The sequence below is a fragment of the Nocardia vermiculata NBRC 100427 genome (assembly GCF_001613265.1).
GTDB lineage: Bacteria > Actinomycetota > Actinomycetes > Mycobacteriales > Mycobacteriaceae > Nocardia > Nocardia vermiculata.
The window spans coordinates 1-26,933 of record NZ_BDCA01000026.1 but is presented as its reverse complement, the minus strand read 5'-3'; the positions used below and the strand labels follow the sequence as shown (position 1 = coordinate 26,933).

The window sequence follows — 26,933 nt, the reverse complement described above, 5'->3', positions numbered from 1 at the left end:
GCACCCGGCGGTCTCAGCGATTCCGGCTGCCACGCACGCCCAGGGCGGCGGCGCCCAGGCAAGCCAGCGCCACGATCACCACGAACCACGGGAAGATGGTGCCCATCCCCCACTGGGTGGCCGCCCAGCCGGCCAGCACGGTCGGCAGCGCCATCGCCGTATAGGCCAGCAGGTAGTACGCCGACATCGTTTCGCCGCGCTTGTGTTGCGGCACCACATTCGACAGGTGCCGCAGCGAGCCGCCGAAGCCGAGTCCGAAGGTCGCACCGAGCAGGACACCGGCCACCAGCACCACCACCCAGTTGTGGGTGGCCAGGGCAGGGAGGGTCAGCACGAGCGCGACCGCCATGCCGACATCACCGCCGACCGCCGCACGCACCGCCGGAATCCCGGTCGCGAACAGCTGCGCCAAGGCCGCCGCAGTCGCGGTCGAGGCCACCACGGCACCGCCGAACACCAGATTGTGCACACCGGTCTTCTCCGAAGCCAGCGACGGATACAACGACAGCAGGACGCCCAGCACCGACCAAGCGGCCATCACACCCAGCGCCGAGAACCAGAAATCGGCGCGAATCTCCTGCGGGATGGCCGGTTTCGCGATCCGGATGGGTCCGGACACCCGGGCGGTGTGGGTTTCGGTCATCGCCACCACACCGACACCGATCAGCAGGCAGGCCGCGGTGATCACGACATACGGGGTACGTAGCGGATGCGGTACGTACTGCGCGAGCAGCGCCGAGCCCAGGATCGCCACGGCCATACCGGCATTGAACGCCACACCGGTGAGCTGGCCGGAGCGCGCACCATGTCGCGGGCGCAGATCCAACAGCGCGGCCGCACTGGCCACCACGGTCGCACCGACCGCGATGCCATGTAGGGCCCGGGCCACCAGCAGCATCGCGACGTTGTCCGCGAACAGGAATACGACCAGACCGATCACCATCGTGACCAGGGCACCCAGCAGCACAGGTTTGCGGCCGACCACATCGGACACCTTGCCCGACACCAGCACCGCCGCGAGCGCCGCGACCGCGTAGACCGCGAAGACGATCGTGGTGGTAAGCGGGGAGAAATGCCATTCCTGCTGATACAGGCCATAGAGCGGTGCGGGTGCACCCGATACTCCCAGCGCCACCGCGCTGGCGACCAGGATCAGGGCGTAGGCCCAGGGTTGCGTGGCTCGTGGCGCCGGTGCAACTGCCATCGTTGCGGCCATCGAATCCTCCCCATCAGGTAAGTTTGATTGTGATCGAACTCAACTCACCGTAACCGTGGTTTGATTCCCATCAAACCGAATATCCCGTGAGAAAGATCATGAGCGAATCCAACAAGACAGTGGAATACCATCCGGTTGCCGGCGTGCACGAGGTGCTCGGCGCCCTCCACGATCCGGTGCGGCTGGAGATGGTGCGCCGACTCAGCAATGCGGGCGGCCCGGTGCGCTGCGGGCTGCTCTACGACACCATCAACAAGTCGACCGCCACACACCACCTGAAGATCCTGCGCGAAGCCGGGCTCACCGAGCGCATCACCGCCGAGGGGCAGACCTTCGCGCGCCTGCGGGCCACGGAAGTCGAGCAGGAACTTCCGGGGCTGATCACCGCGATAGTCGGGGCCGCCAACGCCGCCGACGAGACCGACCGCCGCTGAGACGACTGCACCGGGCACCTGGTCTGCGCAGCGCCGGACGCCCCATCGCGACACGCTCCCCTCGTGGCGATCGCCCCACCGGGCTCCCCTGTCGGCCGCGGCCGACTCCACCCGCTACGTCCTCAGTGCACCAGATGCCGGACCGCGCCGGGCAGCTCACGGGTGCGACGGTAGGGCCCGGCGACCGCCGCCGCGTACGGGCGCGCCAACAGACTTCGGGCGATCGCCGACACCTCGGCCGTAGTGACCGCATCGATACGGGCCAAGGTCTCCGAGACACTGCGGTGGTTGCCGTAACTGAGTTCGCTGCGGCCGATCCGGTTCATCCGCGAGCCGGAATCCTCGAGCCCCAGCACCAGCCCCCCGCGCAGTGAGCCCTTCGCGCGCGCACATTCGGCGTCGGTGATCCCGTCCGCCGCAACCTCTTCCAGGACAGCGCGGGCCAAATTCGTGACCTCGCCCAGATTTTCGGGCTGGCAGCCGAGATACACCGAGAAAGCACCGGTGTCGGCGAAGGTGTCGACGCTGGAGTACACCGAGTACGCCAGACCGCGCTCCTCCCGGATCCGCTGGAACAGCCGCGAACTCAAACCGCCACCGAGCACCGTGTTCAGCACCGACAGCGGCCAGCGCTTGTGCCCTTCGTGCCGGCCGAACGCACGCACGCCGAACACCAGATGCGCCTGCTCGCTGTCGCGGAAGCTGCGCGACAACTGCGGTGCGGTGCGCCCCCGGAACATGCCCTCGCGGCGCGGCGCCGGATCGCACGCCGGGTCGAGCCGTGCGGCGAAGGCATGCTGCACCAACTCCACCGTGTGCTCGTGTTCCACGTTTCCGGCCACCGCCACGACCATGCGGTCCGGCCGGTAACGACGCTGATGGAAACCACGCAACTGGGTGGAGGTCATCTGCTCGATCGAATCGATGGAACCGATCACCGGGCGGCCGATCGGATGATCGCCGAACAGGGCGGTGAGGAAGCTGTCGCCGACCAGATCCTCCGGGTCGTCGTCGCGCATGGACATCTCCTCGAGCACCACCTGGCGTTCGAGATCGACGTCGGCCGACCGGCACAGCCCGTTGAGCACCACATCGGACACGACGTCGACCGCCAACGGCAGATCATCGTCGAGCACGTGCGCGTAGTAGCAGGTCTGCTCCTTCGCGGTGAACGCGTTGAGCTCACCGCCGACCGCATCCACCGCCTCGGCGATCTGCAACGCCGAACGCGTGGGAGTCGCCTTGAACAGCAGATGCTCGAGGAAATGAGCGGCACCGGCAACCGTCGGGGTCTCGTCACGGGATCCGACACCCACCCAGACACCGATCGAGGCCGATCGGACACTGGGCACATGTTCGGTCACGACCCGCAGGCCGCCGGGCAGCACGGTACGCCGTACCCCGCTGTCGGACGGAGAACCGTCCGCAGCGAGGACCAGCGAAGCGCCCCCCTGCTCGGGTGTGAGCAAGGGGGCGGATTTCTTCTTCGTCACATCCAACTATCTACTCGGCGGAGGCGGAAACCTGCTCGGCGGGTGCGTCGGACGCAGCCTCGGCGGGTGCTTCCGCCGTATCTTCTTCGACCACCGGGACGAGCGAGATCTTGCCACGGTTGTCGATATCGGCGATCTCGACCCGGATCTTGTCGCCGACGTTGACCACGTCCTCGACCTTGCCGACCCGCTTGCCGTTGCCCAGCTTCGAGATGTGCACCAGACCGTCGCGGCCCGGCAGCAGCGACACGAACGCGCCGAAGGCGGTGGTCTTGACGACCGTGCCCAGGAAACGCTCGCCGACCTTCGGCAGCTGCGGGTTGGCGATGGCGTTGATCGCGTCGATCGCGGCCTGCGCCGACGGGCCGTCGGTCGCGCCGACGAACACGGTGCCGTCGTCCTCGATGGAGATGTTGGCGCCGGTGTCCTCGGTGATCTGGTTGATCATCTTGCCCTTGGGTCCGATGACCTCGCCGATCTTGTCGACCGGGATCTTGATCGCGGTGACGCGCGGGGCGTAGGGGCTCATCTCGTCCGGGGTGGCGATGGCCTCGGCCATCACGTCCAGGATGGTGTAGCGAGCATCCTTGGCCTGGTTCAGCGCACCGGCGAGCACCTTGGACGGGATACCGTCCAGCTTGGTGTCGAGCTGCAGCGCGGTGACGAATTCGCGGGTACCGGCAACCTTGAAGTCCATGTCACCGAACGCGTCCTCGGCACCGAGGATGTCGGTCAGGGCGACGTAGCGGACTTCCTGCTCACCCTTGTCGTTGGTGACGGTGTCCGACACCAGACCCATCGCGATACCGGCGACCGGGGCCTTCAGCGGCACACCGGCGTTCAGCAGCGACAGCGTCGAGGCGCAGACCGACCCCATCGAGGTCGAACCGTTGGACCCCAGTGCCTCCGACACCTGGCGGATGGCGTAGGGGAACTCCTCCTGCGAGGGCAGCACCGGCACCAGCGCACGCTCGGCGAGCGCACCGTGGCCGATCTCGCGACGCTTGGGCGAACCCACGCGGCCCGTCTCACCGGTGGAGAACGGCGGGAAGTTGTAGTGGTGCATGTAGCGCTTGCTGGTCTCCGGGCCGAGCGAATCGACCTGCTGCGCCATCTTCACCATGTCCAGGGTGGTGACGCCCAGGATCTGGGTCTCACCACGCTCGAACAGCGCCGAGCCGTGCGCCCGCGGCACGACCGCGACCTCGGCGGACAGAGCACGGATATCGGCCAGGCCGCGACCGTCGATGCGGAAACCGTCGGCCAGGATGCGCTGGCGGACCAGCTTCTTGGTGACCGAGCGGAACGCCGCGCCGATCTCCTTCTCACGGCCCTCGAAATCCTCGGCCAGCGCCGAGAGCACCTCGAGCTTGATCTCGTCGGTGCGGTCGTCGCGCTCCTGCTTGCCGGCGATCGACAACGCCTCGTTCAGCGGGGTCTTCGCGGTGCCCTCGACGGCGGTGTACACGTCGTCGGCGTACGGCGGGAAGAGCGGGAACTCCTCGGTCGGCTTGGCCGCCAGGGTGGCCAGATCGGCCTGCGCCTTGCACAGCCGTGCGATGAACGGCTTGGCGGCCTCGAGGCCCTCGGCCACGACGGTTTCGGTCGGCGCCTGCGCGCCGTCCTCGACCAGCGCGAGGACCTTGTCGGTGGCCTCGGCCTCGACCATCATGATGGCCACGTCACCGGATTCGACGACCCGGCCCGCGACGACCATGTCGAACACCGCGTCCTCGAGCTGCTCGACAGTCGGGAACGCGACCCACTGGCCGTTGATCAGCGCGACGCGCACGCCACCGACCGGGCCGGAGAACGGCAGACCGGAGATCTGCGTGGACGCCGAGGCCGCGTTGATGGCGACCACGTCGTACAGATCGTTGGGGTCCAGGCTCATCACCGTGACGACGACCTGGATCTCGTTGCGCAGACCGTCGACGAACGACGGGCGCAGCGGACGGTCGATCAGGCGGCAGGTCAGGATCGCGTCGGTGGAGGGGCGGCCCTCACGACGGAAGAACGAGCCGGGGATACGGCCCGCGGCGTACATCCGCTCCTCGACATCGACCGTCAGCGGGAAGAAGTCGAACTGGTCCTTGGGATGCTTACCGGCCGTGGTGGCCGACAGCAGCATGGTCTCGTCGTCCAGGTACGCGACCACGGAGCCGGCGGCCTGCTTGGCCAGGCGCCCGGTCTCGAAACGCACCGTGCGGGTGCCGAAAGTGCCGTTGTCGATCAGCGCCACCGATTCGAACACACCGGGTTCGACCTCGATGGCGGAAGTGGTCTGGGATTCGCTCATATTTCTGTCTCAACCTCTCGTCTTGCCGGATCCAGCGCTGCTGGGCGCGATCCGGCGGGTGTCCCTGCGCTGCGGTTTTCCCTGCACAGGGTCAGCCGTACCCGGGCTCGGGCGCGTGGCAGCCCTCCTGGCTGCTGCGGCGCACACCCGGCCGATCCCCCGTGGAACCGGCGACGCGGAGGCGGTCAACGATCGAAGCCCGCCGGCGCTCGCCGAAAGGCCACTACCGAAGACCGACGCCACGCGTGCGGGTGCATACGGCTGGTGCGGTGCCGATATACGACAAGCCGACGGGGAGAGTCTATGCCTCCCCGTCGGCATCGCGTCAGCTACCTGCGAATGTCAGCGCGTCTCGCTCACGTCCGTACCGGCGTGAACAGATCAACGACGCAGCCCGAGCCGCTCGATCAGGGTGCGGTACCGGGTGATGTCCTTGGCCTGCAAGTACTTCGACAGGCGACGGCGACGGCCGATGAGCAGCATCAGGCCGTGGCGGGTGTGATGATCGTGCTTGTGCTGCTTGAGATGCTCGGTGATATCCGAGATCCGCTTGGTCAGCATGGCGATCTGGGCCTCCGGGGAACCGGTGTCCGTCTCGTGCACGCCGTACTCGGCGAGGATCGCCTTCTTCTGCTCGGTGGTCAGAGCCACGAATTCACTCCTTGATATTTCAGTCCGCGCTCGAAGGACCCGGAAAATCCGGGCGGGCGCCACCGCGAACCGCAGCAAACCCGACGAGCCACCCTACCGGACCCCACTCACCAGCCCCAATCCGCCCCCGCGCGCCGAGACTCAGCCGGCAGCGAGGATCTCCCGGGTACGGGTGACATCGTTGTTCATCTCGGCCACCAGCTCCTCGACCGAATCGAAACGGAGCATCCCACGCAGATGCTGCACGAAATCGACCGCCACGTGCTGGCCGTACAGATCGATGTCGGTATCGAGGACGAACGCCTCCACGGTGCGGGCCCGACCGGAGAACGTGGGATTGGTACCCACCGAGACCGCGGCCATCGCGCGCTGCCCCGGCCGGGTCAGACCCGCCTCGTCGGTAGTCAGGACGGTGAACCAGGCGGCATACACGCCGTCGGCGGGAATCGCCGCATGCATCGGCGGCGCCACATTGGCGGTCGGGAAGCCGAGCTCACGACCACGGCCGTCACCGTGCACCACCACCCCCTCGACCCGGTGCGGGCGGCCCAGAGCATCGGCCGCGGCAGCCATATCGCCGGCATCGACACAGGCACGGATATAGGTGGAGGAGAAGGTGACGGCGTGTTCACCGACCAGGGTCACCCCGTCCACCTCGAAACCGAACTTGCCACCCAGCTCGCGCATCGTGTCCACAGTGCCGGCGGCCTTCTTACCGAACGTGAAATTGTCACCGATGACGACCTCGGCGACATGCAACTTCTCCACCAGCAGATCGTGCACGTAGCGATCGGGCGACAACTTCATGAAGTCCTGGGTGAACGGCATCACGCAGAACACGTCGACACCGAGCTCCTCGACCAGATCCGCACGCCGGGGCAGCGTGGTGAGCTGCGCCGGATGCGACCCCGGGCGGATCACCTCCATCGGATGCGGATCGAAGGTCATCAGCACAGAGGGAACACCGCGCACCGCAGCGGATTTCACCGCACGGCTGATCAACTGAGCGTGACCGCGATGGACACCGTCGAACACGCCGATGGTGAGCACGCACCGACCCCAGTCCGGTGGCATTTCCTCGAGACTTCGCCATCTCTGCACACCCGGAAGCCTACGCAAGCGCGCTGACGAACCGCAGGCTGCCTCCTCCGGCCGCGTCGCTCCCACCGCTGTACCCGACGGCGGTGTCCGCGGCGGCCTCCGTGGTAACGCAGGCTGCCTCCTCCAGCCGCGTCGCTCCCACCGCTAAGCTCGATACGTGCCCGGAAAACGTGATGTCGCGACTCGACGTGAGTTGGCGGAGCCCAACGCGGCGCCGCCGGCTCCCGGTGTGGGCGCAGACGGGAGCGGCGCGAATGTGGCTGTCTCGCTGTCGTCTGTCGCTCAGGATTATCTGAAGGTGATCTGGAGCGCGCAGGAGTGGTCGCAGGAGAAGGTGTCGACCAAACTGCTGGCCGAACGCATCGGGGTGTCGGCTTCCACCGTGTCGGAGGCGGTACGCAAACTCTCCGATCAGGGGCTGGTCGAACACGCCCGCTACGGCGCGATCACCCTCACCGAGGACGGCCGCCGCGCCGCCGTCGCCATGGTCCGACGGCACCGGCTGATCGAGACCTTCCTGGTCAACGAGCTCGGCTACGGCTGGGACGAAGTGCACGACGAGGCCGAGATCCTCGAGCACGCGGTCTCGGAAACCCTCATCGAGCGCATCGACGCCAAACTCGGCCACCCCGACCGCGATCCACACGGCGACCCCATTCCGTCGGTCGACGGCGCGGTGCCCACGCCTCCAGCGCATCAGCTCAGCGACTTCCAGGCCGGGCAACGCGGCCGCGTCGCCCGTATCTCGGATTTCGATCCCGCGATGCTGCGGTATTTCGACGAGGTCGGAATCGCCCTGGACACCGTGATCACCGTGGTGGAGCGGCGCGACTTCGCCGGCACCATCGCAGTGCGGATCGGCGAACAAACCCTCGATCTGGGAAGTCTTGCCGCAGAGGCAATCTGGCTGACCACCTGAGCCGGCCCCGGCCGTTCTCCGCACCGATCCGCCGCCTGCTACCCGGCCCGGTCCGCCACCAGCTTCGCGGCCCGGTCCGCGATCGCGGAACCGAGTTCGGCGGTGGTCGCGGTGCCACCGAGGTCGGGAGTGAGGGTCACCCCCTCGGCCAGCACCTCGCAGACCGCACGGTCGACCGCCGCGGCCGCGGCCCCCTCCCCCAGATGCTCGAGCATCATCGCGCCGGCGAGAATCTGCGCGACCGGATCGGCGATCCCCTGTCCGGCGATATCGGGAGCGCTGCCGTGCACCGCCTCGAACATCGACGGGCTCTCGCCCGCGGGATTGATATTGCCCGAGGGCGCCAGCCCCAGCCCACCGGTGACGGCGGCGGCGAGGTCGGAGAGGATGTCGCCGAACAGATTCGAGCCCACGATCACATCCAGCCGGTCCGGATGCAGCACGATTTCCGCGGCCAGCGCGTCCACGTGCATCTGCCGAGTCTCGACCTCCGGGTACTCGGCGGCGATGCGGTCGAAGACACTGTCCCAGTAGGGCATCGAGTGGATCAGACCATTGGACTTGGTGGCCGAACACAGCTTCCCGCCACGCCGGCGAGCCTGCTCGAACGCGTAGCGGATGATGCGTTCGCAGCCGGTGCGAGTGAAAATCGATTCCTGGACCACGAATTCGTCCGGACGGCCCGGATTGTGCGTGCCGCCGATCTCGGAATACTCACCCTCGGAATTCTCGCGGACGATGAGGATGTCCAGATCCGCGGCGGTCCGGTCACGCAGCGCGGATACCGTGCCCGGCAGCAGCCGCACCGGACGCAGATTCACATATTGCGCGAAGGCGCGGCGCAACGGAATCAGCAGGCCCCACAGCGAAATATGGTCGGCGACACCGGGAAATCCGACAGCGCCGAGCAGGATCGCGTCGAAGGCGGCCAGCTGCTCCGGACCGTCGGCGGGCATCATGGCACCGGTACGCAGATACTGTTCACACGACCAGTCGAATTCGGTCCAGGCGATACCGGGTAGCACCGCATCGAGGACCTTCACCGCCTCGATGGTCACATCGACGCCGATACCGTCTCCGGGGATGGTGGCTATGCGATACATCGGCATCACAGTGCCACACCGATGTACTTGGCCTCCAGGAACTCGTCGATTCCGGTGAGCCCGCCCTCGCGACCGAGACCCGATTCCTTCACCCCGCCGAACGGGGCCGCCGGATTCGACACCACGCCCTGGTTGAGGCCGACCATGCCGGTGTCCAGGGCCTCGGCGACGCGCAGGCCGCGGCGCAGATTCTCGGTGAAAAGGTAGGAAACCAGACCGTAGGGAGTGTTATTGGCCCGCGCCACGACCTCCTCCTCGGTGTCGAACTCCGCGATACCGGCGACCGGGCCGAAGATCTCGGTAGCGAACATCGCCGCATCCTCGGGCACACCGGTCAGCACGGTCGCCGGGTAGAAGTTTCCGGGACCGTCGGAGACCTCCCCGCCGAGCCGGACCGTCGCTCCACGCCGGCGCGCGTCGGCCACCAGGTCGGTCACCTTCGCGACCGCGGCCTCGTCGATCAGCGGACCGACCACCACGCCGTCGGTGGTGCCGGGGCCCATCGGCAGGGCCGCCATGCGCTCGGTGAAGCGGCGAGTGAACTCCGCGGCGATCCCGCGCTGCACGTAGATCCGGTTGGCCGCGGTGCAGGCCTGGCCGATATTGCGCATCTTGGCGGCCAGCGCGCCCTCGACGGCGGTGTCGAGATCGGCGTCGTCGAAGACGATGAGCGGCGCGTTACCGCCAAGCTCCATCGAGGTGCGCATCACCGTCGTCGCGCACTGTTCGAGCAGGAGCTTGCCGACGGCCGTGGAGCCGGTGAACGAGAGCTTGCGCGAGCGCGGGTCGGCGATCATCGGACCGGTCACCGCACCGGGATCCGACGTCGTCACCACATTGACCACACCGTCGGGGACCCCGGCGGTGCGCAGGATCTCGGCGAGCGCCAGCGTGCACAGCGGGGTCTGCTCGGCGGGCTTGACGACACAGGTGCACCCGGCAGCGAGCGCGGGGCCGATCTTGCGGGTCGCCATCGCCATCGGGAAGTTCCACGGCGTGATCAGCAGACTCGGGCCGACCGGCTGACGGGTGACCAGGAATCGGGAGCCACCGGCGGGAGCCGGCATATAACCGCCGTCCAAGCGCACCGCCTCCTCCGCGAACCAGCGAAAGAATTCGGCGGCATAGGCGATCTCGCCACGCGCCTCCGCGAGCGGTTTACCCATCTCGCTGGTGGCGACGAGGGCGAGCCGTTCGGCGTCGTCGAGCAGTGCGCGGTGGGCGCGCACGAGAATCTCCGAGCGCGCCCGCGGCGGGGTCGCCGCCCACTCCGACTGCGCCTGCGCGGCGGCGGCCAGCGCATCCAGGCCGTCTTCGGCCGTGGCATCGGAGACGGTGCACAGCGCCTCCCCTGTCGCCGGGTCCGCAACCGTGAGCCGGGCGTCGGTTTCGCGCCACTTTCCACCGATGAACAGCCCGGTGGGCACGCTCTCGATCGCAGCCCGAGCCGCCGGGCCGGGATCCGCAACGGTTCGCGTCATCACTCGCTCCTCACATCAGATCAGCGTTGTCATTGCCGTCACCGTCGCGGCCATGTTATACGTATTGTCAACAATCCGACAATACGAAAATCGGGTCGTAGACGCGCCCCGAACTCTGTCACCGGGAGGCGGATCTCATGACTGCACTTTCCCCCGTCCTGCGCCAGGCCACGCCGGTCACCGTCGACCACGGCGAGGGCTGCTACCTGTACGGCACCGACGGGCGCCGGTATCTGGACTTCACCGCAGGGATCGGGGTCACCAGCACCGGCCACTGCCATCCGCGGGTGGTCGAGGCGGCGCGCGAACAGATCGGCAGTCTGATCCACGGCCAGTACACGACCGTCATGCATCAGCCGCTGCTGCGGCTCACCGAGCGGCTCGCCGATGTTCTTCCCGAACATCTGGATTCGGTGTTCTTCGCCAACTCCGGCAGCGAAGCGGTGGAGGCGGCGCTGCGGTTGTCACGGCAGGCGACCGGGCGCCCGAACGTCATCGTGTTCCACGGCGGATTCCACGGGCGCACCGTGGCCACCGCCAGCATGACCACCTCGGGCACCCGCTTCTCGGCCGGCTTCAGCCCGCTGATGAGCGGCGTGCACGTGGCACCGTTCCCGACCGCCTACCGCTACGGCTGGAGCGAAGAGGCAGCCACCGACTTCGCACTGCGCGAGCTCGACTACATCCTGACCACCCTCACCGCCCCACAGGAGACGGCCGCGTTCATCGTCGAGCCGGTACTCGGGGAGGGCGGCTACATTCCGGGGAACACCCGGTTCTTCCAGGGCTTGCGCGAGCGAGCGGACCGGCACGGCATCCTGCTGGTGATGGACGAGATCCAGACCGGATTCGGGCGCACCGGAAAGTTCTTCGGCCACCAGCACTTCGACGTGCGGCCCGACATCATCACCATCGCCAAGGGGTTGGCCAGCGGCTTCCCGCTCTCGGGCATCGCCGCGCCGAGTGAGCTGATGGCCAAGGCCTGGCCGGGCTCGCAGGGCGGAACCTACGGCGGGAACGCGGTCGCCTGCGCGGCTGCCGTCGCGACGATCGACGTCATCGAATCCGAAGGGCTGGTGGACAATGCCGCTACCCGGGGTGAGCAGCTGCTCGCCGGGGTACGTGCGGGCGCGACCAAGCAGATCGGCGATGTGCGTGGTCTCGGATTGCTGGTGGGCTCCGAATTCACCACCGCGACCGGTGAGCCCGATTCCGCTACCGCCGCGGCGGCCCAGCAGGCGGCGGCCCGGCACGGTCTGCTGCTGCTGACCTGTGGCGCCTACAGCAATGTGGTCCGCATGATCCCACCGCTGATCGTGAGCTCCGACCAGATCGACGAGGCGCTGGCCATCTGGGCACGCGTACTCGACGAACTGTAGAGCGGAGATATTCGATGGCGCGATACATCATCATCACCCTGACCAAGGCCGGCGTGCGGGCTCGCGCGCGGCTGCTCGACGAGCAGGCACCGCACACCTGCGCCGCGGTGTGGGACGCCCTCCCGCAGGAGGGGGATGCCTTCCACGCCAAGTACGCCCGCAACGAGGTGTACACCCTGGTCCCGCGGATCACCGCCGCGCCGCATCGCGAGAACCCCACCGTCACACCGATTCCCGGCGATGTGTGCCTGTTCGATTTCGAGCCGTGGGAGATCGGCAATCCGGCCTACGGCTACGACCCGGGCTCGGCCGCCCACGACGCACAAGGGGCCACCGACCTGGCCCTGTTCTACGACCGCAACAACCTGCTGATCAACGGTGACATGGGCTGGGTTCCCGGCAATGTGTTCGCCACCGTCACCGAAGGGCTGCCCGAACTGGCGGCAGCGTGCAACACCCTGTGGCTGCGTGGCGTGGAAGGCGAAACCCTGTCGTTCACCCGAGAAGCGGAGTGAACTCGGGCCGCAGCGACGCTCGGCCCTGAACGACCGAGAGGCCCGGACCACCGAGGTCCGGGCCTCTCGCGGGTGCCAGGGCACGTCCGGCGTCGCTCACGCTCATCCCGATCCACCGACGCGCCCACCGCATCGCTTCGCACGCCGGCGCCGGAGCACACGGCGCGCCGGCCACACTCCGTAGCTACGCTGCCGTGTCCGCCAGGACGAGTTCCGCGAAACGAGCCAGCGCCAGCACGAATTCGTCGGAATGCCGGGCGCCGACGATCTGCAGCCCCACCGGCATGCCCGAGGACGTGACCCCGGCCGGGATGCTGATGGCGGGCTGCTGGGTGAGGTTGAACGGATAAGTGAACGGGGTCCACTGCGGCCAGCTGTCCATCGAGCTGCCCGGAGGAACGTCGTGCCCCGCCTCGAAGGCGGTGATCGGCATCGTCGGGGTGACGAGTACATCGTGGGCGGCGTGGAAGGCACCCATGATGATGCCGATCTCGGCCGCGACCGCGCGGGCCTGCAGATAGTCGACCGCACCGAGTTCGAGTCCGCGATCCCACATGCGGCCCAGACCGGGATCGACCCGATCCCGTGCGCCGTCCGGGAAGCCGGACAGCAGGGTCGCCGCGCCGGCCGCCCACATCTGCTCGAACGCGTCGCGGGGGTCGGCGAAGCCCGGGTCGGCCTCGACCACCCGCAGTCCGGCCGCGTCGAGCTTGCGGACCGCCGCCGCGACCACTGCGGCGATTTCCGGATCGACCTCGGCGAATCCCAGATCCGGCGAGTAGGCGACGGTCGCGCCGCGAACCTCGCGTGCGAGCGCACCACGGAACGCCGTCAGCGGCGGAGCCCCCGCCGTGGGGTCACGCGGATCGGGCAGCGACAGGATATCCATCAGCAGCGCCACATCCTCCACCGTGCGCGCGAACGGTCCCGCATGCGCCAGCGGCCCGAACGGACTGGCCGGATAGAGCGGGATTCGGCCGTGGGTGGGTTTGAACCCGACCACACCGCAGAACGATGCCGGAATGCGCACACTGCCACCGCCGTCGGTGCCGATCGACACCGGGCCCATCCCGGCGGCCACCGCGACCGCCGCACCGCCCGAGGAACCGCCCGAGGTCTTGGCCGGGTCGATCGGGTTGCGGGTGATCCCGGTCAGTGCGCTGTCGGTGGTGGCCTTCCACGCCAGCTCGGGCGTGGTGGTCTTGCCGAGGAAGACCAGGCCGTCCTCGCGCAGGCGTGCGGTCGCGGGACTGTCCACCGGCCACGGACCGTCGGGCTGGATCGAGGTCGATCCGCGTAGTGTCGGCCAGCCCTCGGTGAGGAAGACATCCTTGATCGAGACGGGGACACCGTCGAGCAGTCCTTGCGCGTGACCACTGTGCCAGCGGGTCTCGGATTCCTTGGCCTGCACCATCGCCCGCTCCGGGTCGACGAGACAGTAGGCGCCCAGGACGTCGTCGCGGGCGGCGATCGCATCCAGCGCGGCCTGGGTGGCCTCGACAGGGGACAACACGCCCGCCGAATAGGCGGCGGCCAACTCGGCCGCCGTCATCGCCGCGGGGTCGGTCCCGGATTCGGGGTGGGCCATCGGTGACTCCCTTCAGCTCGGTACGTAACCCAGCTTCTTGTCGACCACATTCTGTAACGGCCGACCGGTGATCCAACGCTGGAAATTGTCGGTGAACGCGGCGACGATCTCCGGCCGCCAGCCGATGAAGTCACCGCTGTTGTGCGGGGTGAGAACAACATTGGGCAGATCCCACAGCGGATGCCCGGCGGGCAGTGGCTCGGGATCGACCACGTCCAGGGCCGCGCCGGCCACCGCGCCGCTGCGCAGCGCGTCGACCAGGTCGTCGGTGACCACCGACTCCCCGCGGCCGACGTTGACGAACCGCGCATGCGGTTTCATCGCCGCGAACGCGCTCGCATCGAACATGTGCCGCGTCTGCGGAGTGAGCGGGGTGACACAGACGACGTAGTCCGCCGCGGGGAGCTCGGCATGCAGATCCGTTGTCACCGTACCGAAGTCGGGGTCGTCTTCGCGCGGGCTGCGCCCCAGTCCGTGCACCCGCATCCCGACGGCGGTCAACAACCGCGCGATGGCGCGGCCGATGGACCCGGTACCCACCACCAGCGCGGAGGCGCCCGCGATGCGCTCGGACTCACGGTGTTCCCATTGGTGGTCGAGCTGCAGCCGGATCGATCCGGGCAGATCCTTGGCGAAGTTGAGTATCTGGGCCAGCACGTATTCGGCGATGGGCCGGTCGAACAGGCCGCGGGTGTTGGTGACCTCGACATCGCTGGCGATCAGGTCGTCGAACATCACCGCGTCCACGCCGGTGCCGCCGACGTGGACCCAGCGCAGGCTGTCGGCGTGCGGCCAGGCGGCGGGGACAGCGGTGCTCTGGAAGTCGTAGACGAACAGCGCTTCGGCACCCGGCAGCGCGCCTGCCAGGCCCGCGCCGTCCACGGAACGGACGGTGGCCTGCTCCAGCACCGGACGCAGAGAATCCGCGTCGGGCTCGGTGCCGTCGTGCAGGACGGTGACAACTGGGCCCGCTTTCATATTGACAGGCTAAAAAGCCATCGTATGCTTGTCAACAATCCGATTGTGCGCGGAGGACGTTCGCAAACGCGAGAGGGGCCCCGTGGATCTGAATTTTCCCGAGCTGGATGGTCCCGTCGCGCAACGGGGCATCGGGATCATCGCGCCGTTCGACCTGGCACTCGAACGGGAACTGTGGCGCTGGGCGCCACTCGAGGTGAGCCTGCACCTGGCGCGCACCCCCTACGAACCGGTGCCGGTGTCGCTGGAAATGGCCGAACTGGTCTCGGACGCAACGCATCTCACCGCAGCCACGCGTAACGTGTTGCAAGTGGAACCGGAGGTGATCGCCTATCTGTGCACATCCGGCAGTTTCATCAAGGGGCTGGCCTACGAGCGCTCGCTGTGCGACACCATCTGCCGGGCCGGCGCCCGGGACGCGGTCACCACCTCCGGCGCCCTGATCGAGGCGACGCGCCGGCTGGACCTGACCCGGCTGTCGGTGATCACGCCCTACGACGAGCTGCTCACGGGCAAGCTGCACGAATTCCTGGACGAGGCCGGATGCGAGGTGGTGCGGTCGAACCACCTGGGCCTGGGTGGCGGGATCTGGAAGGTCAGCTATCGCACCATCGCCGAGCGCATCATGGCCGCCGACGATCCCCGCGCGCAGGCGCTGTTCGTCAGCTGCACCAATCTGCCGACCTACGACCTGATCGAACCGCTCGAACAGCTGCTGGGCAAACCGGTACTGACCGCGAATCAGTTGACCATGTGGGCGTGTCTGGGGCGGATGAAACTGCCCATGATGGGCCCCGGCAAATGGTTGCAGAACGTTTTCTAGGAGGCGCTGTGGAACAGACCGTCGGTTTCATCTACCCCGATCACGCCGCCGAGGACGACTACCCGTGGACCGCGGCCCGGCTCGGCGTGGACCTGCGGGTTGCCCACATCTACGGCACCGATCTGCACGCCGTGCCCGAACTGCTCGATCTGGGCAGCCCGGAGAAACTGCGGCGCGGCGCCGAACTGCTGGCGCCACACCGGCCCCGCGCGGTGATCTGGGCGTGCACCTCGGGCAGCTTCGTCTACGGGCCGGACGGTGCACGTGAACAGGTGCGGCAGCTGTCGCTGGACTGCGGGGTCCCCGCCTCCAGCACCAGCTTCGCCTTCGTCGATGCCGTCCATGCGCTGGGGGTGCGCACGGTCGCGGTGTGCGCGAGCTATCCGGACGAGGTCGCGGCACTGTTCGTGGATTTCCTCGCCGCGGCAGGAATCGGGGTCACCTCACTGGGGAGCGCCGGGATCGACACCGCTGCCGAGGTCGGCACCCTCACCGGACCGCAGGTACTGGCCCTGGCCGCGGCCAACGACCACCCCGAGGCCGAGGCACTGCTGATCCCCGATACCGCCATGCATACGATACGTGTGCTGCCCGCACTGGAATCGGCGCTCGGCAAGCCGGTACTCACCGCCAACCAGGTCACCGTCTGGCAGGGGCTGCGACTGGCGGGCCTGTCTGCCGTGGCGCCCGTGTCCGGGCCGCGACTAGGTACGCTCTTCTCGGAAAGGCCGATTCATGTCGGTGATTGAATTCGAACCCGTGAATCGGCAGTCCACGGCCGAGATGATCGCCGACCGGCTCCGGGCGGCCATCGTGCGCGGCACCGTGCAGCCGGGCAGCCAGCTGGTGGAGGCCGAGCTGGCGGCACAGTTCGACGTCTCCCGCGGCCCGGTCCGCGAGGCGATGCAGCGGCTCGTCTCGGAAGGACTGCTGCACAGCGTGCGCCACCGCGGCATCTTCGTCATCGACCTCAGCCTCGACGACGTCGCCGATATCTACCGGGCCCGGACCGCGCTCGAGGGCGGCGCACTGGAACTGATCCTCGACGGCCGGCGCGAGCTCGCCTATCACGCACTGGAACCGGCCGTCACCGCGATGGCCTCCTGTGCGGCCGCCGACGATGCCACCGGCGTCACCGAAGCCGACCACGCCTTCCATCAGGCCCTGGTCGGCAGCGCCGACAGCCCGCGTCTGGTGCGCGCCGCGCAGACCCTGCTGATCGAGACCCGGATGTGCCTGGGCGCACTGCAGACCACCTACACCGATCTCGGCGAACAGGTCCGCGAACACGTCGCCCTGCGCGAGGCGATCGCCGACAAACCGTCGCAGCAGGTCCGCGAGCTCCTGGTCGCCCACATGCACGACGCTGTGCAACGACTGCGCGATCAACAGAGCGATCAGGACGGGCCCGGCACCGAATAACGATCGGCGGCACCCCGTGACAAGAGCGGCGAACACCCGCCGGCACAGGCGTGGCGACCATCGTGGAATCCGGTAGCACCCCTTCGATGCAGTAACCGATGTGCGGCGCCGAGTCGGAGAGCGCAACGTGCCGGGTCCCGGCCGAGGGGCGGCCGCCCGTGACCGGAGCTCCGCGCGTCTGCTGGGCGGTCAGTCGATGAGGCCCCGTGGGCGGACCACGAACACCGGTGCGGCGCGTTTACCCTTCTCCTCCACCAGCGCGATGACCTTGCCATCGCCCGTGGTCGCCGCATGCAGGCCGCGTAGTCCGACCGGTTCGAGCCAGCGCCCGTCGCGCAGCGACTCGCTCTCGGTGTCGCTGATGGCGCGCGCCGGAAAAGCAAGGTGCACAGCGGAATCGATATCGAGATTCAACCCGGGCGCATCGGCCAGCTGCTCCAGGGTGCGGGCGTGCTCCAGAGTGAACGGCCCCACTCTGGTGCGCCGCAACGCCGTCAGGTGACCGCCCACTCCCAGCGCAGCGCCGAGATCACGAGCCAGTGCGCGGATATAGGTACCCGACGAGCAGTCCACTTCGACGGCGAGGTCGACGTACGTCGTCGTGCCGGTGTCGATGTCGTCGCGGGAGAGGATGTCGAAGCGGCTGACGGTCACGGGCCGGGCCGCCAGTTCGACCTGCTCACCGGCGCGAGCGCGAGCATAGGCCCGCTCCCCGTTCACCTTGATCGCACTCACCGTCGCGGGCACCTGCTGGATATCACCGGTGAGCTCGGCCACCGCGGCGGCGATATCGGCGGCGGCGAGGTGGGCGGCGGGCGTGGTGGTCACGACCTCCCCCTCGGCGTCGTCGGTGACCGTGGACGCGCCCAGCCGGATGGTCGCGGCGTAGGACTTCGTGGTGAGGCTCAGCAGTCCGAGCAGCTTGGTGGCACGCTCGACCCCGAGCACCAGCACCCCGGTCGCCATCGGATCCAGGGTGCCGGCATGACCGATCTTTCTGGTGCGCAAGATTTTCCGGCACTTCGCGACCACGTCGTGACTGGTCTGCCCACCGGCCTTGTCGACGATCAGCAATCCACCGAGCGGGTCGACGATCGTGTGCTGCTCGCCCATCAGCCGGCCACGATCGCAGTCAGGATCAACCCGTCGGTGATCGTCCAGCGGCCGTCGAATGCGGTCAGTGGCGCACCGCCGTCCTCGGCGTGCCCCGGAACCAGCAGCACGCTGCGGAAGGTACCGGCCGAGCCGGTGTCGTCGACGGTGAAGGTGATGTGCGCGTCCTCGAATCCCAACCAGCGCAAGGTGAGCGGGAACCACGCCTTGTAGGTGGCCTCCTTGGCGCAGAACAACAACCGGTCCAGGTGCAGCCCGGTGGCGGGGATCGCACCGCGCAGCCACTCGCGCTCGGCGGGCAGGCTCACCGAATCGAGAACACCCTCGGGCAGCGTGTCGTGGGGTTCGGCATCGATGCCGACCGAACGCCAGCGCAGCCGATGCGCCAGGACCGCAGCCCGATAGCCGTCACAGTGGGTGAGGCTGCCGACCACACCGCGCGGGAACAATGGCATCCCACGCTCACCCTTACCGATCGCGACGGGCTGCTCCCCCAGCTGCTGCAATGCCTCGCGCGCACAGTGACGCGCGCCGATGAAATCACGCCGCCGCTTCTCGACCGATTGCGCGATCAGAGCTTCCTCACCAGGATGCGGTGCCAGCCCCTCCGGGTACCGCAGCAACTCGGCCGCGGCGACTCCCGCGGGCAGAATGCTGCCGATGATCCGCGCCTGTTCTCCGATGACCGCCTCCTGAGCCGAGCTGTTAGCGGTACGAGCCTAACGGGTGCGGACAGACCAGGGGATCGACGGTGCACAGCGCTCCCGTGGCAGGTGGACAGCCCCCGACTCGGTGCGGTAGTGCCGAGGACCGGACGTCCGGCGAGCCGTGCGCTCCGGGTTCCGGTTACAGCTCGCGCAGCAGGCCGTGCAGTCGTGCGCGCGCAGTGGTCAAACGGTCCACATCGTCGTCGATGACCTGCACCTCGTGGCGCAGCATCCGACCGACCTCGGCGCGAACCTCGGCGTCGGGCATCTCACCGTGCACAGTCGGCAGCATCAGCCGGATCGCGCGGGGGTTCAGTCCCGCATCCATCAGCAGCCGGATACCGCGCACCACATCGGCGGCTTCCTCGCTGTATTCGACACCGTCGTCGTCGCGACGTCGCGGTGCGGCGCGCAGGCCCTGGTCGTAGACCTCCAGCAGCCGACGGGAGATCCAGGAGAACTCTGCCTGGCTACGCAACTCACCGATCTGCATCGTCTCTCCTCGTCGCGCACGACGGTCCCGCTCCGGAACCGTTGTCTCACCTTACGATCGCCGTCCCCACCGCAGAAACCGTTCCGGCGGGTCGGGCGCACTTCGCCCGGCGAGTCCCGCACGCCGGCTCACCGGTCGGGGCACACCCGACCGCATCGTTCGGGCCCGACCGCATCGTTCAGGCCAGGCCGCGGCGACGCTCGGCCATGCGGCGCATCTTCTCGCCGGCCTCCCGCATTTCCGGAGTGATCTTGAAGTGCCCGCCCCATTCGTTCAGATCGTCCGGCCCGTATTCGGGGTCGGGCAGAATTTGGCGCAGCAGCTTGTCCGGCAGCCCGCGGCGTTGCCATTCCCGCGGATAGCCGAGCGAGACCTCCTCGAAACGTACCCCGTCGTGGAAGGTGGTGCGCGGGATGTGCAGGTGGCCGTAGACCGAGCACACGACGTTGTAGCGGGTGTGCCAGTCGGCGCTCTCCTCGGTACCGCACCACAGCGAGAATTCCGGATAGAACAGCATCCGGGTGGGTTCGCGCAGCATCGGGAAGTGGTTGATCAGCACCACCGCGGTGCCCTCGTCGAGGGCGTCCAGGCGGCGTCTGCTGTACTGCACCCGGGCCCGGCACCAGGCGTCGCGGGTCAGATACGGGTCGCTGGCCAGCAGAAATTCATCGGTCGCCACCACATTGCGGTCGCGCGCAATGGTCAGTGCCTCGGCCTTGGTGGTGGCACCGTCGGGCATCCAGGAATAGTCGTAGAGCAGGAACAGCGGCGCGATGGTCACCGCTCCACCGTGTTTCTCCGCGCCCGCACCCTCCCAGACCGGGAACGGGTCCTCCGGGGTCACGACGTCCAGATCGCGGCACAGCGCGACCAGGTAGTCGTAGCGCGGGGCGCCCTTGATCTGCACCGGATCCTTGGTGGTCGTCCACAGTTCGTGATTGCCCGGAACCCAGATCACCTTCGCGAAGCGCTCACGCAGGGTGCGCAACGCCCACCGGATGTCGTCGGTCTTCTCCCCCACGTCTCCGGCGACGATCAGCCAGTCCTCGGGCGAATCGGCACGGATCTGCTCGACGACCGGTTTGTTCCCCTGATGACCGACATGGATATCGCTCACTGCCATCAACTTCGGAATCACCGGTCCACCATCGCACGTGCACGGCCCCCCACGCGCACTCGACCCTGCCGGACAGGTCCGCGGCTACCCGGTACGGCGGGCGGCGGGCAATTCGGCGCCGGTCCGCGCCCAGTCACCCCACAACGCCCGGCCCGACACCGCGATCAGCCGCAAGACGATGAAGGCGCTCAGACCGGACCAGATTCCGGCGATACCCCAGTCGAAGGTCAGGGACAGCCAGATCGCGGGTAGGAATCCCACCAGCGCCGCCGCCATCGTGGTGTTACGCAGGTAAGAGGCGTCGCCGGCACCCAGCAGCACACCGTCGAGTGCGAACACCACGCCGGCCACCGGGATGAGCGCGACGAAGAACCACCAGACGACGTGCACCCGGTCGAGGACGGCGGGGTCGCTCGTGAACAGCTGGGGAATGACGACGTAGCCGGCGGCGAAGATCAGAGCCAGCACTCCCGCGAATCCGGTCGACCACAGGGTGATGCGCCGCGCGAGACTCCGGGCCGCACCGGCGGCGCCGGACCCCAGCGCGGCGCCGGTGAGTGCCTGCGCCGCGATCGCCAGCGAATCCAGTGCCAGCGACAGGAAGTTCCACAGCTGCAACACCATCTGGTGGGCGGCGACGGAGGCAGCGCCGAAACGTGCCGCGACCGCACCGGCGGAGACGAAGCAGGCCTGGAAGGCCAGGCTGCGCACGATCAGATCACGACCCAGCACCAACTGCGCTCGCATCACCGCCGGGCGCGGGCGCAGCGAAACCCGTTGCCGTACCAGCGCTGTCACGAACAGCACGCCGGATACCAGCTGTCCGGTCACATTCGCCACCGCGGACCCGGCCAGCTCCCAGCGGGGCGCACCGAGCAGTCCGTGCACCAGGACCGGGCACAGCAGCGCCGACACGACCAGCCCCGCAACCACGTACACCAGCGGTCGGCGGGTCTTCTGGACGCCCCGCAACCAGCCGTTGCCGGCCATGGTCAGCAGGATCAGCGGGACTCCGAACAACGCGATCCGCAACCACTGCAACGCTTCCGCGGCGATATCGTGTCCGCCGGAGATGACATCTACGATCGGCCGGGCACATACCTGCAGGACGAGCACGATCACCAGTCCCGCGGCGAGGGCGAGCCAACTGGCCTGCACACCTTCGGCCACCGCGCCACGCTCGTCACCGGCACCGTGCCGCCGCGCCGAGCGCGCGGTGGTGCCGTAACTCAGGAAGGTCAGCTGCGTGCTGACCTGGCCGAGAATCAGGCCGCCGACCGCGAGACCGGCCAGGGCCAACGCTCCCAATCGGCCCACTACCGCCATATCGAACAGCAGATAGATCGGTTCGGCGACGAGGACGCCGAGGGTGGGCAGCGCGATCCCGAGGATCCGCCGCGGCCCGGCCTCGATACCGGCCGAGCCATCGGCCACCGCAGCGCTGTCGTCGTTCACCGCCGCGACGCTGTCGCCCGAACCTGCCCCGCCCACGTCCTCATACCCGTTCTCGTACGTCGACCCGATGGAATTCGAACGGATCCTGGTTCATCCAGCCATTACGTATCCGGTACGACACCTGCTCGTCCGAGGCCGTCTCGACCTGGATCACGGTCCGCGTGACGGGTCGCCGCAAGCCGCGCGGCGGGTAGACAAACCAGCAGTTCACCGGATGGGCGTGCACACGTACCGAGATCCGGCCGTCCCCCATGCTCAGTTCGTCCCGTCGGCAGCCAGCTCGGCGAGCAGCGCTGCGACGAGGTCGTCGGACGTGCCGTGGGTGGTGTAGCCGGCGGCGTAGCGGTGCCCGCCCCCGCCCAAGCGGGTCGCGACCCGTGCGACGTCCACGGCATCACCCGTACCGACTCCACTGTCGCGCGAACGCAGCGACACCATCCAGCGCTGTGGCTCGGTCCGTGACTGCTTGAACACCGCCGCCACATCGGCCTCGGCGGTGGTGCGGACGACGTCGATGACGCTCTCCACTTCCTCCGAGCGCAACCCGTCGGCATCCGCACTGTGCACGAAGGCGTACACCAGACCGGCGCCGTGCGCGGCAGCCGGCTCCAGCCGCGCCGAACCCAGCACCCGCGACAGCATGGACAGCCAGCCGAAGGGATGAGTGTCCATCAGGGTGCGGGTGATACCGGCACCGTCGATTCCGGTCGCCAGCAGGCGGTCGGCCAGCAGATGGGAGGCGGCGCCGCCCCACCGGAAGCAGCCGGTATCGGTGACCAGGCCGGCGAACAGGCAGTGCGCGATATCGCGGTCGATATCCGCACCCCAGGCGTCGAAGACCCGCGTCAGCACACTGGTGGTCGAATCGGCGGTGTCGTCGATCAGGTTGACGGTGCCGAAGCGGGTATTCGAGCGGTGGTGATCGATCACCAGAACCGTCTGCGCCCCGTCGAGCCGGTCGGCCAGTGCACCGAGCCGCCCGGCACTGCCGCAATCCACCGTGACCAGCAGATCCACCTGCGCAGCAACCTGTGCCGGCGGCACCAGATGTTCGGCCCCGGGGAGCGAGCGCATCGAGGCCGGGAGTTCGTCCGGTTCGGCGAAGGACACCTGGACCGGGATCCCGCGCCGATGCAGCACCTGGGCCAGTGCGAGACCGCTGCCGAGGGTGTCGGCATCGGGTTGGATATGGCACAGCACGGTCACCGAACGCGCGGCGGCCAGAACTTCGACCGCCACGGCCGGATCCGCCGACGGCGTCACAGCTGTCATTCTCAGGCTCGATTCTCCGGCACCCGGGCCGGTCGACGCCACAGCGGGACCGGTCCGTGCACCATCTCGACCGCGGTAACGGTCAGTCTTCCTCGTCGGGGTCGGGTTTGTAGGGATCGGCATCGCCGGCGTGCTTGGCGTTCGCGGCGACCTGAGCAACCTGCTCGTCGGCCGCGCGAGCCTTCGCCAGCAATTGCTCCATCTCGCGTGCGGCGTCCGGCACGGTATCGAGTACGAAACTCAGCGACGGGGTGAACTTGATCCCGGTGGCGGCGCCGACCTTCGAGCGCAACACTCCCTTGGCCTTCTCCAACCCGGCCGCGGCACCCGCGAAATCCGGTTCGGCGGCGAGGGTTTCACCCATCACCGTGTAATAGACGGTCGCCTCCCGCAAATCACCGGTCACCTTGGCATCGGTGACGGTGACGAAACGCAGCCGCGGATCCTTGATTTCGTACTCGATCGCCGTCGCGACGATCGAAACGATCCGCTTCGCGAGTCGGCGTGCCCTGGCCTGATCCACCATGGCGGGCCCTCCTCACTTGTCATTCAGTCTTCGGGTCCGAAGATGCGGCGGCGTACTGCCAGCAACTGTAACTCCGGACGGGCCGCCACGTGGCGTTCACACTTGTCCAGCAGCTCGGTGAGATGTCCCATATCCGAACTGACCAGCGCGACGCCCAGCTGTGCGCGACGGTGTCGATCATGATCACCGGCCTCCGCCGCGCTGACGCCGAACCGTTGCAGTTCGGCCAGCACCGGACGAATCACCGAGCGCTTCTGTTTCAACGAGTGCACATCGCCGAGCAGGATGTCGAATTCCAATGCTCCGACGAACAAGGGCTCACCTCTTCGTTGTCACGACATGCCGAGCGAGCCGAACGTCACGTCCGGTCGGCAGTACCGACCGGACGTGACGTTTGCTCATTCGGCCATCCCGAGGACGCGCTCAGTCGCGCGGCTTCTCCCGAAGCTCGTAGGCCTCGATGATGTCGCCTTCCTTGATGTCGTTGTAGCCCAACGTCATACCGCATTCGAAGCCCTCGCGAACCTCGGTGGCGTCGTCCTTCTCGCGGCGCAGCGACTGGATCGACGTATCGGCGATCACCACGCTGTCACGCAGCAGACGGGCCTTGGCATTGCGCTTGACCGTGCCGGAGGTGACCATGCAGCCGGCGATGTTGCCGAACTTCGAGGAGCGGAACACGGCGCGAATCTCGGCGCGACCCAGCTCGGCCTCTTCGTAGATCGGCTTGAGCATGCCCTTGAGGGCCTTCTCGATCTCGTCGATGGCCTGGTAGATCACCGAGTAGTACCGGATGTCCACGCCCTCGCGGTTGGCGAGTTCGGTGGCCTTGCCCTCGGCCCGGACATTGAATCCGATGATGATCGCGTTGGACGCCGATGCCAGGTTGACGTTGGTCTCGGTGACACCACCGACACCGCGGTCGATGACCCGCAGCCGGACCTCGTCGCTGATATCGATCCCGAGCAGGGCCTCTTCCAGAGCCTCGACCGTACCGGAGTTGTCACCCTTGAGGATCAGGTTCAGCTCCGAGGTCTCCTTCAGAGCGGCATCCAGATCTTCCAGGCTGATCCGCTTGCGGCTGCGCGCGGCCAGGGCGTTGCGCTTGCGCGCATTGCGCCGGTCGGCGATCTGCCGCGCGATGCGGTCCTCCTCGACGACGAGCAGGTTGTCACCTGCGCCCGGCACCGAGGTGAAGCCGATGACCTGCACCGGACGCGACGGCAGCGCCGCATCCACATCCTCGCCGTGTTCGTCGACCATGCGGCGCACGCGGCCGTAGGCGTCACCCGCCACGATCGAGTCACCGACGCGCAAGGTACCGCGCTGCACCAGCACGGTGGCCACCGGACCACGGCCGCGGTCCAGATGCGCCTCGATGGCGACACCCTGGGCGTCCATATCCGGGTTGGCCCGCAGGTCCAGTGCGGCATCCGCGGTCAGCACCACGGCCTCCAGCAGGGCTTCGATATTGATGCCCTGACGCGCCGAGATGTTGACGAACATGGTGTCGCCGCCGTACTCCTCGGCCACCAGGTTGTACTCGGTCAGCTGCTGGCGGACCTTCTCCGGGTTCGCGCCTTCCTTGTCGATCTTGTTGACCGCCACCACGATCGGGACCTCGGCGGCCTGCGCGTGGTTGATGGCCTCCACCGTCTGCGGCATGACGCCGTCGTCGGCCGCGACCACCAGGATCGCGATGTCGGTGGACTTCGCACCGCGGGCACGCATAGCGGTGAACGCCTCGTGACCCGGGGTATCGATGAAGGTGATCAGGCGATCTTCGTCGTTGACGTTGCTGAGTACCTGGTAGGCACCGATGTGCTGGGTGATACCGCCGGCCTCGCCCTCGCGGACGTTGGTCTTGCGGATGGTGTCCAGCAGTCGGGTCTTACCGTGGTCGACGTGACCCATCACGGTCACCACCGGCGGACGGACCTGCAGCTGGTCCTCGCCGCCCTCGTCCTCGCCGTAGGTGAGGTCGAAGCTCTCCAGCAGCTCGCGATCCTCGTCCTCGGGCGAGACCACGTGCACGACGTAGTTCATCTCGCCGCCGAGCAGCTCGAAGATCTCGTCGTTCACCGACTGGGTCGCGGTGACCATCTCACCGAGGTTGAACAGCACCTGCACCAGCGAGGCCGGGTTGGCATTGATCTTGTCGGCGAAATCGGACAGCGACGCACCGCGAGCGAGACGGATGATCTCACCGTTGCCGCGGGGCAGCCGCACACCGCCGACCGACGGTGCCTGCATGTTCTCGTATTCGGCGCGTTTCGCCCGCTTCGACTTGCGACCACGGCGAGGTGCACCACCGGGACGACCGAAGGCACCCGCAGCACCGCCACGACCGCCGCCGCCACCGGGACGACCACCACCGGGACGACCCCGGAAACCGCCGGCTGCGGGCGCACCGCCACCGCCACCGCGGTAGTTACCACCACCGCCGCCGCCACCGGGACGACCACCACCGGCGCCGCCACCCGGGCGACCCGGGCGACCGGCCGCGGGACCCGGACGCGCCGCGCGCGCCGGCATCGCACCCGGAGTGGGGCGAGGAGGCATGGAGCCCGGCGACGGACGCGGTCCACCGGGACGGGGGCCGCCCTGACCGGGAGCCGGACGGGCACCGCCCTGGCCCGGGGCCGGACGGGCGCCACCCTGGCCGGGACGCGGTGCGTTCTGACCGGGGCCGGGACGCGGACCCGGACGCGGGCCCTGAGCCGGACGCGGCACGGGACGCTCGGGCGCCGACGAGAAGGGGTTGTTACCGACGCGCGGCGGCTTCGGGCCGGGCTTCGGGCCCGGGGTGGCCGGGCGGGCGCCGCCCTGCTGACCGCCGGGCGCGTTA

At 68.1% G+C, this 26,933-nt stretch carries 25 protein-coding genes; 7 read left to right on the top strand and 18 right to left on the bottom strand.

What is annotated here, in order from left to right; genetic code table 11:
* Window positions 1–13: 13 nt before the first annotated feature.
* Window positions 14–1,216: an MFS transporter gene (locus tag NV2_RS23510; protein WP_067878488.1), complete on the bottom strand. Its 1,203-nt coding sequence runs from the start codon at window positions 1,214–1,216 to the stop codon at window positions 14–16.
* Window positions 1,217–1,314: 98 nt separating this feature from the next.
* Here NV2_RS23510 and NV2_RS23505 point away from each other — a divergent pair, with 98 nt between their 5' ends.
* Window positions 1,315–1,650 carry an ArsR/SmtB family transcription factor gene (locus tag NV2_RS23505; protein WP_067878485.1) on the top strand — a complete coding sequence of 112 codons (336 nt, stop codon included), beginning with the start codon at window positions 1,315–1,317 and terminating at the stop codon, window positions 1,648–1,650.
* Window positions 1,651–1,772: 122 nt separating this feature from the next.
* Here NV2_RS23505 and NV2_RS23500 read toward each other — a convergent pair whose 3' ends face one another.
* The 4 genes from NV2_RS23500 to NV2_RS23485 all read right to left on the bottom strand — a co-directional run bounded on the left by NV2_RS23500 (window position 1,773) and on the right by NV2_RS23485 (window position 7,194).
* On the bottom strand, window positions 1,773–3,089 hold the full coding sequence (locus NV2_RS23500; RefSeq protein WP_067878553.1) for a M16 family metallopeptidase: 1,317 nt from the start codon (window positions 3,087–3,089) through the stop codon (window positions 1,773–1,775).
* 64 nt (window positions 3,090–3,153) lie between these two features.
* Entirely contained in the window at window positions 3,154–5,442 is a 2,289-nt protein-coding gene (locus tag NV2_RS23495) for a polyribonucleotide nucleotidyltransferase (protein WP_067878483.1), read from the bottom strand.
* Window positions 5,443–5,823: 381 nt separating this feature from the next.
* Window positions 5,824–6,093, bottom strand: coding sequence for a 30S ribosomal protein S15 (gene rpsO, locus NV2_RS23490; RefSeq protein WP_067878480.1), 270 nt, complete (start codon window positions 6,091–6,093; stop codon window positions 5,824–5,826).
* A gap of 141 nt (window positions 6,094–6,234) precedes the next feature.
* Window positions 6,235–7,194, bottom strand: coding sequence for a bifunctional riboflavin kinase/FAD synthetase (locus NV2_RS23485; RefSeq protein WP_067878477.1), 960 nt, complete (start codon window positions 7,192–7,194; stop codon window positions 6,235–6,237).
* 229 nt (window positions 7,195–7,423) lie between these two features.
* Here NV2_RS23485 and NV2_RS23480 point away from each other — a divergent pair, with 229 nt between their 5' ends.
* A complete protein-coding gene (locus NV2_RS23480) occupies window positions 7,424–8,113 on the top strand; it encodes a metal-dependent transcriptional regulator (RefSeq protein ID WP_067878549.1) in 690 nt (229 codons plus the stop codon).
* A 38-nt stretch (window positions 8,114–8,151) separates the two neighbouring features.
* On the opposite strand, the gene NV2_RS23475 is transcribed toward NV2_RS23480, so the two are convergent.
* Window positions 8,152–9,222, bottom strand: a complete 1,071-nt coding sequence (locus NV2_RS23475; RefSeq protein ID WP_067878475.1) for a tartrate dehydrogenase — start codon at window positions 9,220–9,222, stop codon at window positions 8,152–8,154.
* Window positions 9,222–10,697 (bottom strand): NAD-dependent succinate-semialdehyde dehydrogenase, encoded by a 1,476-nt coding sequence (locus NV2_RS23470; protein WP_067878471.1) that lies wholly within the window; start codon window positions 10,695–10,697, stop codon window positions 9,222–9,224. The genes NV2_RS23475 and NV2_RS23470 overlap by 1 nt, the downstream gene beginning before the upstream one ends.
* Window positions 10,698–10,834: 137 nt before the next feature.
* Between NV2_RS23470 and NV2_RS23465 the strand changes: the two genes are divergently transcribed.
* Together NV2_RS23465 and NV2_RS23460 are read left to right on the top strand one after the other, a co-directional pair.
* Window positions 10,835–12,076 carry an aspartate aminotransferase family protein gene (locus NV2_RS23465; RefSeq protein WP_067878469.1) on the top strand — a complete coding sequence of 414 codons (1,242 nt, stop codon included), beginning with the start codon at window positions 10,835–10,837 and terminating at the stop codon, window positions 12,074–12,076.
* 14 nt (window positions 12,077–12,090) lie between these two features.
* Window positions 12,091–12,591, top strand: coding sequence for a DUF3830 family protein (locus NV2_RS23460; RefSeq protein ID WP_067878466.1), 501 nt, complete (start codon window positions 12,091–12,093; stop codon window positions 12,589–12,591).
* Between the two features lie 184 nt (window positions 12,592–12,775).
* On the opposite strand, the gene NV2_RS23455 is transcribed toward NV2_RS23460, so the two are convergent.
* Window positions 12,776–14,179, bottom strand: a complete 1,404-nt coding sequence (locus NV2_RS23455) for an amidase (protein ID WP_245662749.1) — start codon at window positions 14,177–14,179, stop codon at window positions 12,776–12,778.
* Between the two features lie 12 nt (window positions 14,180–14,191).
* A complete protein-coding gene (locus tag NV2_RS23450; RefSeq protein WP_067878463.1) occupies window positions 14,192–15,157 on the bottom strand; it encodes a D-2-hydroxyacid dehydrogenase in 966 nt (321 codons plus the stop codon).
* Window positions 15,158–15,239: 82 nt separating this feature from the next.
* Between NV2_RS23450 and NV2_RS23445 the strand changes: the two genes are divergently transcribed.
* From NV2_RS23445 to NV2_RS23435, 3 genes are read left to right on the top strand one after another with little or no spacing between them, the layout of a single operon-like run.
* Window positions 15,240–15,980, top strand: a complete 741-nt coding sequence (locus NV2_RS23445) for a maleate cis-trans isomerase family protein (RefSeq protein WP_067878460.1) — start codon at window positions 15,240–15,242, stop codon at window positions 15,978–15,980.
* Window positions 15,981–15,988: 8 nt separating this feature from the next.
* Complete coding sequence (locus tag NV2_RS23440; RefSeq protein WP_245662748.1) at window positions 15,989–16,729, top strand: maleate cis-trans isomerase family protein; 741 nt, start codon at window positions 15,989–15,991, stop codon at window positions 16,727–16,729.
* Entirely contained in the window at window positions 16,716–17,402 is a 687-nt protein-coding gene (locus tag NV2_RS23435; protein ID WP_067878454.1) for a GntR family transcriptional regulator, read from the top strand. Before NV2_RS23440 ends, NV2_RS23435 begins: the two co-directional genes overlap by 14 nt.
* Before the next feature lie 189 nt (window positions 17,403–17,591).
* Here NV2_RS23435 and truB read toward each other — a convergent pair whose 3' ends face one another.
* The 9 genes from truB to infB form a co-directional block, all read right to left on the bottom strand.
* Window positions 17,592–18,515 (bottom strand): tRNA pseudouridine(55) synthase TruB, encoded by a 924-nt coding sequence (gene truB / locus NV2_RS23430; protein WP_067878451.1) that lies wholly within the window; start codon window positions 18,513–18,515, stop codon window positions 17,592–17,594.
* Window positions 18,515–19,180 (bottom strand): 4'-phosphopantetheinyl transferase Npt, encoded by a 666-nt coding sequence (gene npt / locus NV2_RS23425; protein ID WP_067878449.1) that lies wholly within the window; start codon window positions 19,178–19,180, stop codon window positions 18,515–18,517. The genes truB and npt overlap by 1 nt, the downstream gene beginning before the upstream one ends.
* A gap of 181 nt (window positions 19,181–19,361) precedes the next feature.
* The gene (locus NV2_RS23420; protein ID WP_067878446.1) at window positions 19,362–19,715 is read right to left on the bottom strand and encodes a MerR family transcriptional regulator; all 354 of its coding nucleotides are present in this window, start codon (window positions 19,713–19,715) and stop codon (window positions 19,362–19,364) included.
* 178 nt (window positions 19,716–19,893) lie between these two features.
* The gene (locus NV2_RS23415) at window positions 19,894–20,853 is read right to left on the bottom strand and encodes a metallophosphoesterase family protein (protein WP_157103041.1); all 960 of its coding nucleotides are present in this window, start codon (window positions 20,851–20,853) and stop codon (window positions 19,894–19,896) included.
* Between the two features lie 63 nt (window positions 20,854–20,916).
* The gene (locus NV2_RS23410) at window positions 20,917–22,266 is read right to left on the bottom strand and encodes an MATE family efflux transporter (protein WP_157103043.1); all 1,350 of its coding nucleotides are present in this window, start codon (window positions 22,264–22,266) and stop codon (window positions 20,917–20,919) included.
* A 276-nt stretch (window positions 22,267–22,542) separates the two neighbouring features.
* Window positions 22,543–23,559, bottom strand: coding sequence for a DHH family phosphoesterase (locus NV2_RS23400; protein WP_067878437.1), 1,017 nt, complete (start codon window positions 23,557–23,559; stop codon window positions 22,543–22,545).
* A gap of 82 nt (window positions 23,560–23,641) precedes the next feature.
* Complete coding sequence (gene rbfA / locus NV2_RS23395; protein ID WP_067878434.1) at window positions 23,642–24,085, bottom strand: 30S ribosome-binding factor RbfA; 444 nt, start codon at window positions 24,083–24,085, stop codon at window positions 23,642–23,644.
* A 23-nt stretch (window positions 24,086–24,108) separates the two neighbouring features.
* Window positions 24,109–24,399, bottom strand: coding sequence for a DUF503 domain-containing protein (locus NV2_RS23390; RefSeq protein ID WP_067878432.1), 291 nt, complete (start codon window positions 24,397–24,399; stop codon window positions 24,109–24,111).
* Window positions 24,400–24,508: 109 nt separating this feature from the next.
* Window positions 24,509–26,933, bottom strand: a 2,425-nt coding sequence (gene infB, locus NV2_RS23385) for a translation initiation factor IF-2 (protein ID WP_157103040.1), incomplete at its 5' end; no start/stop codon positions are given.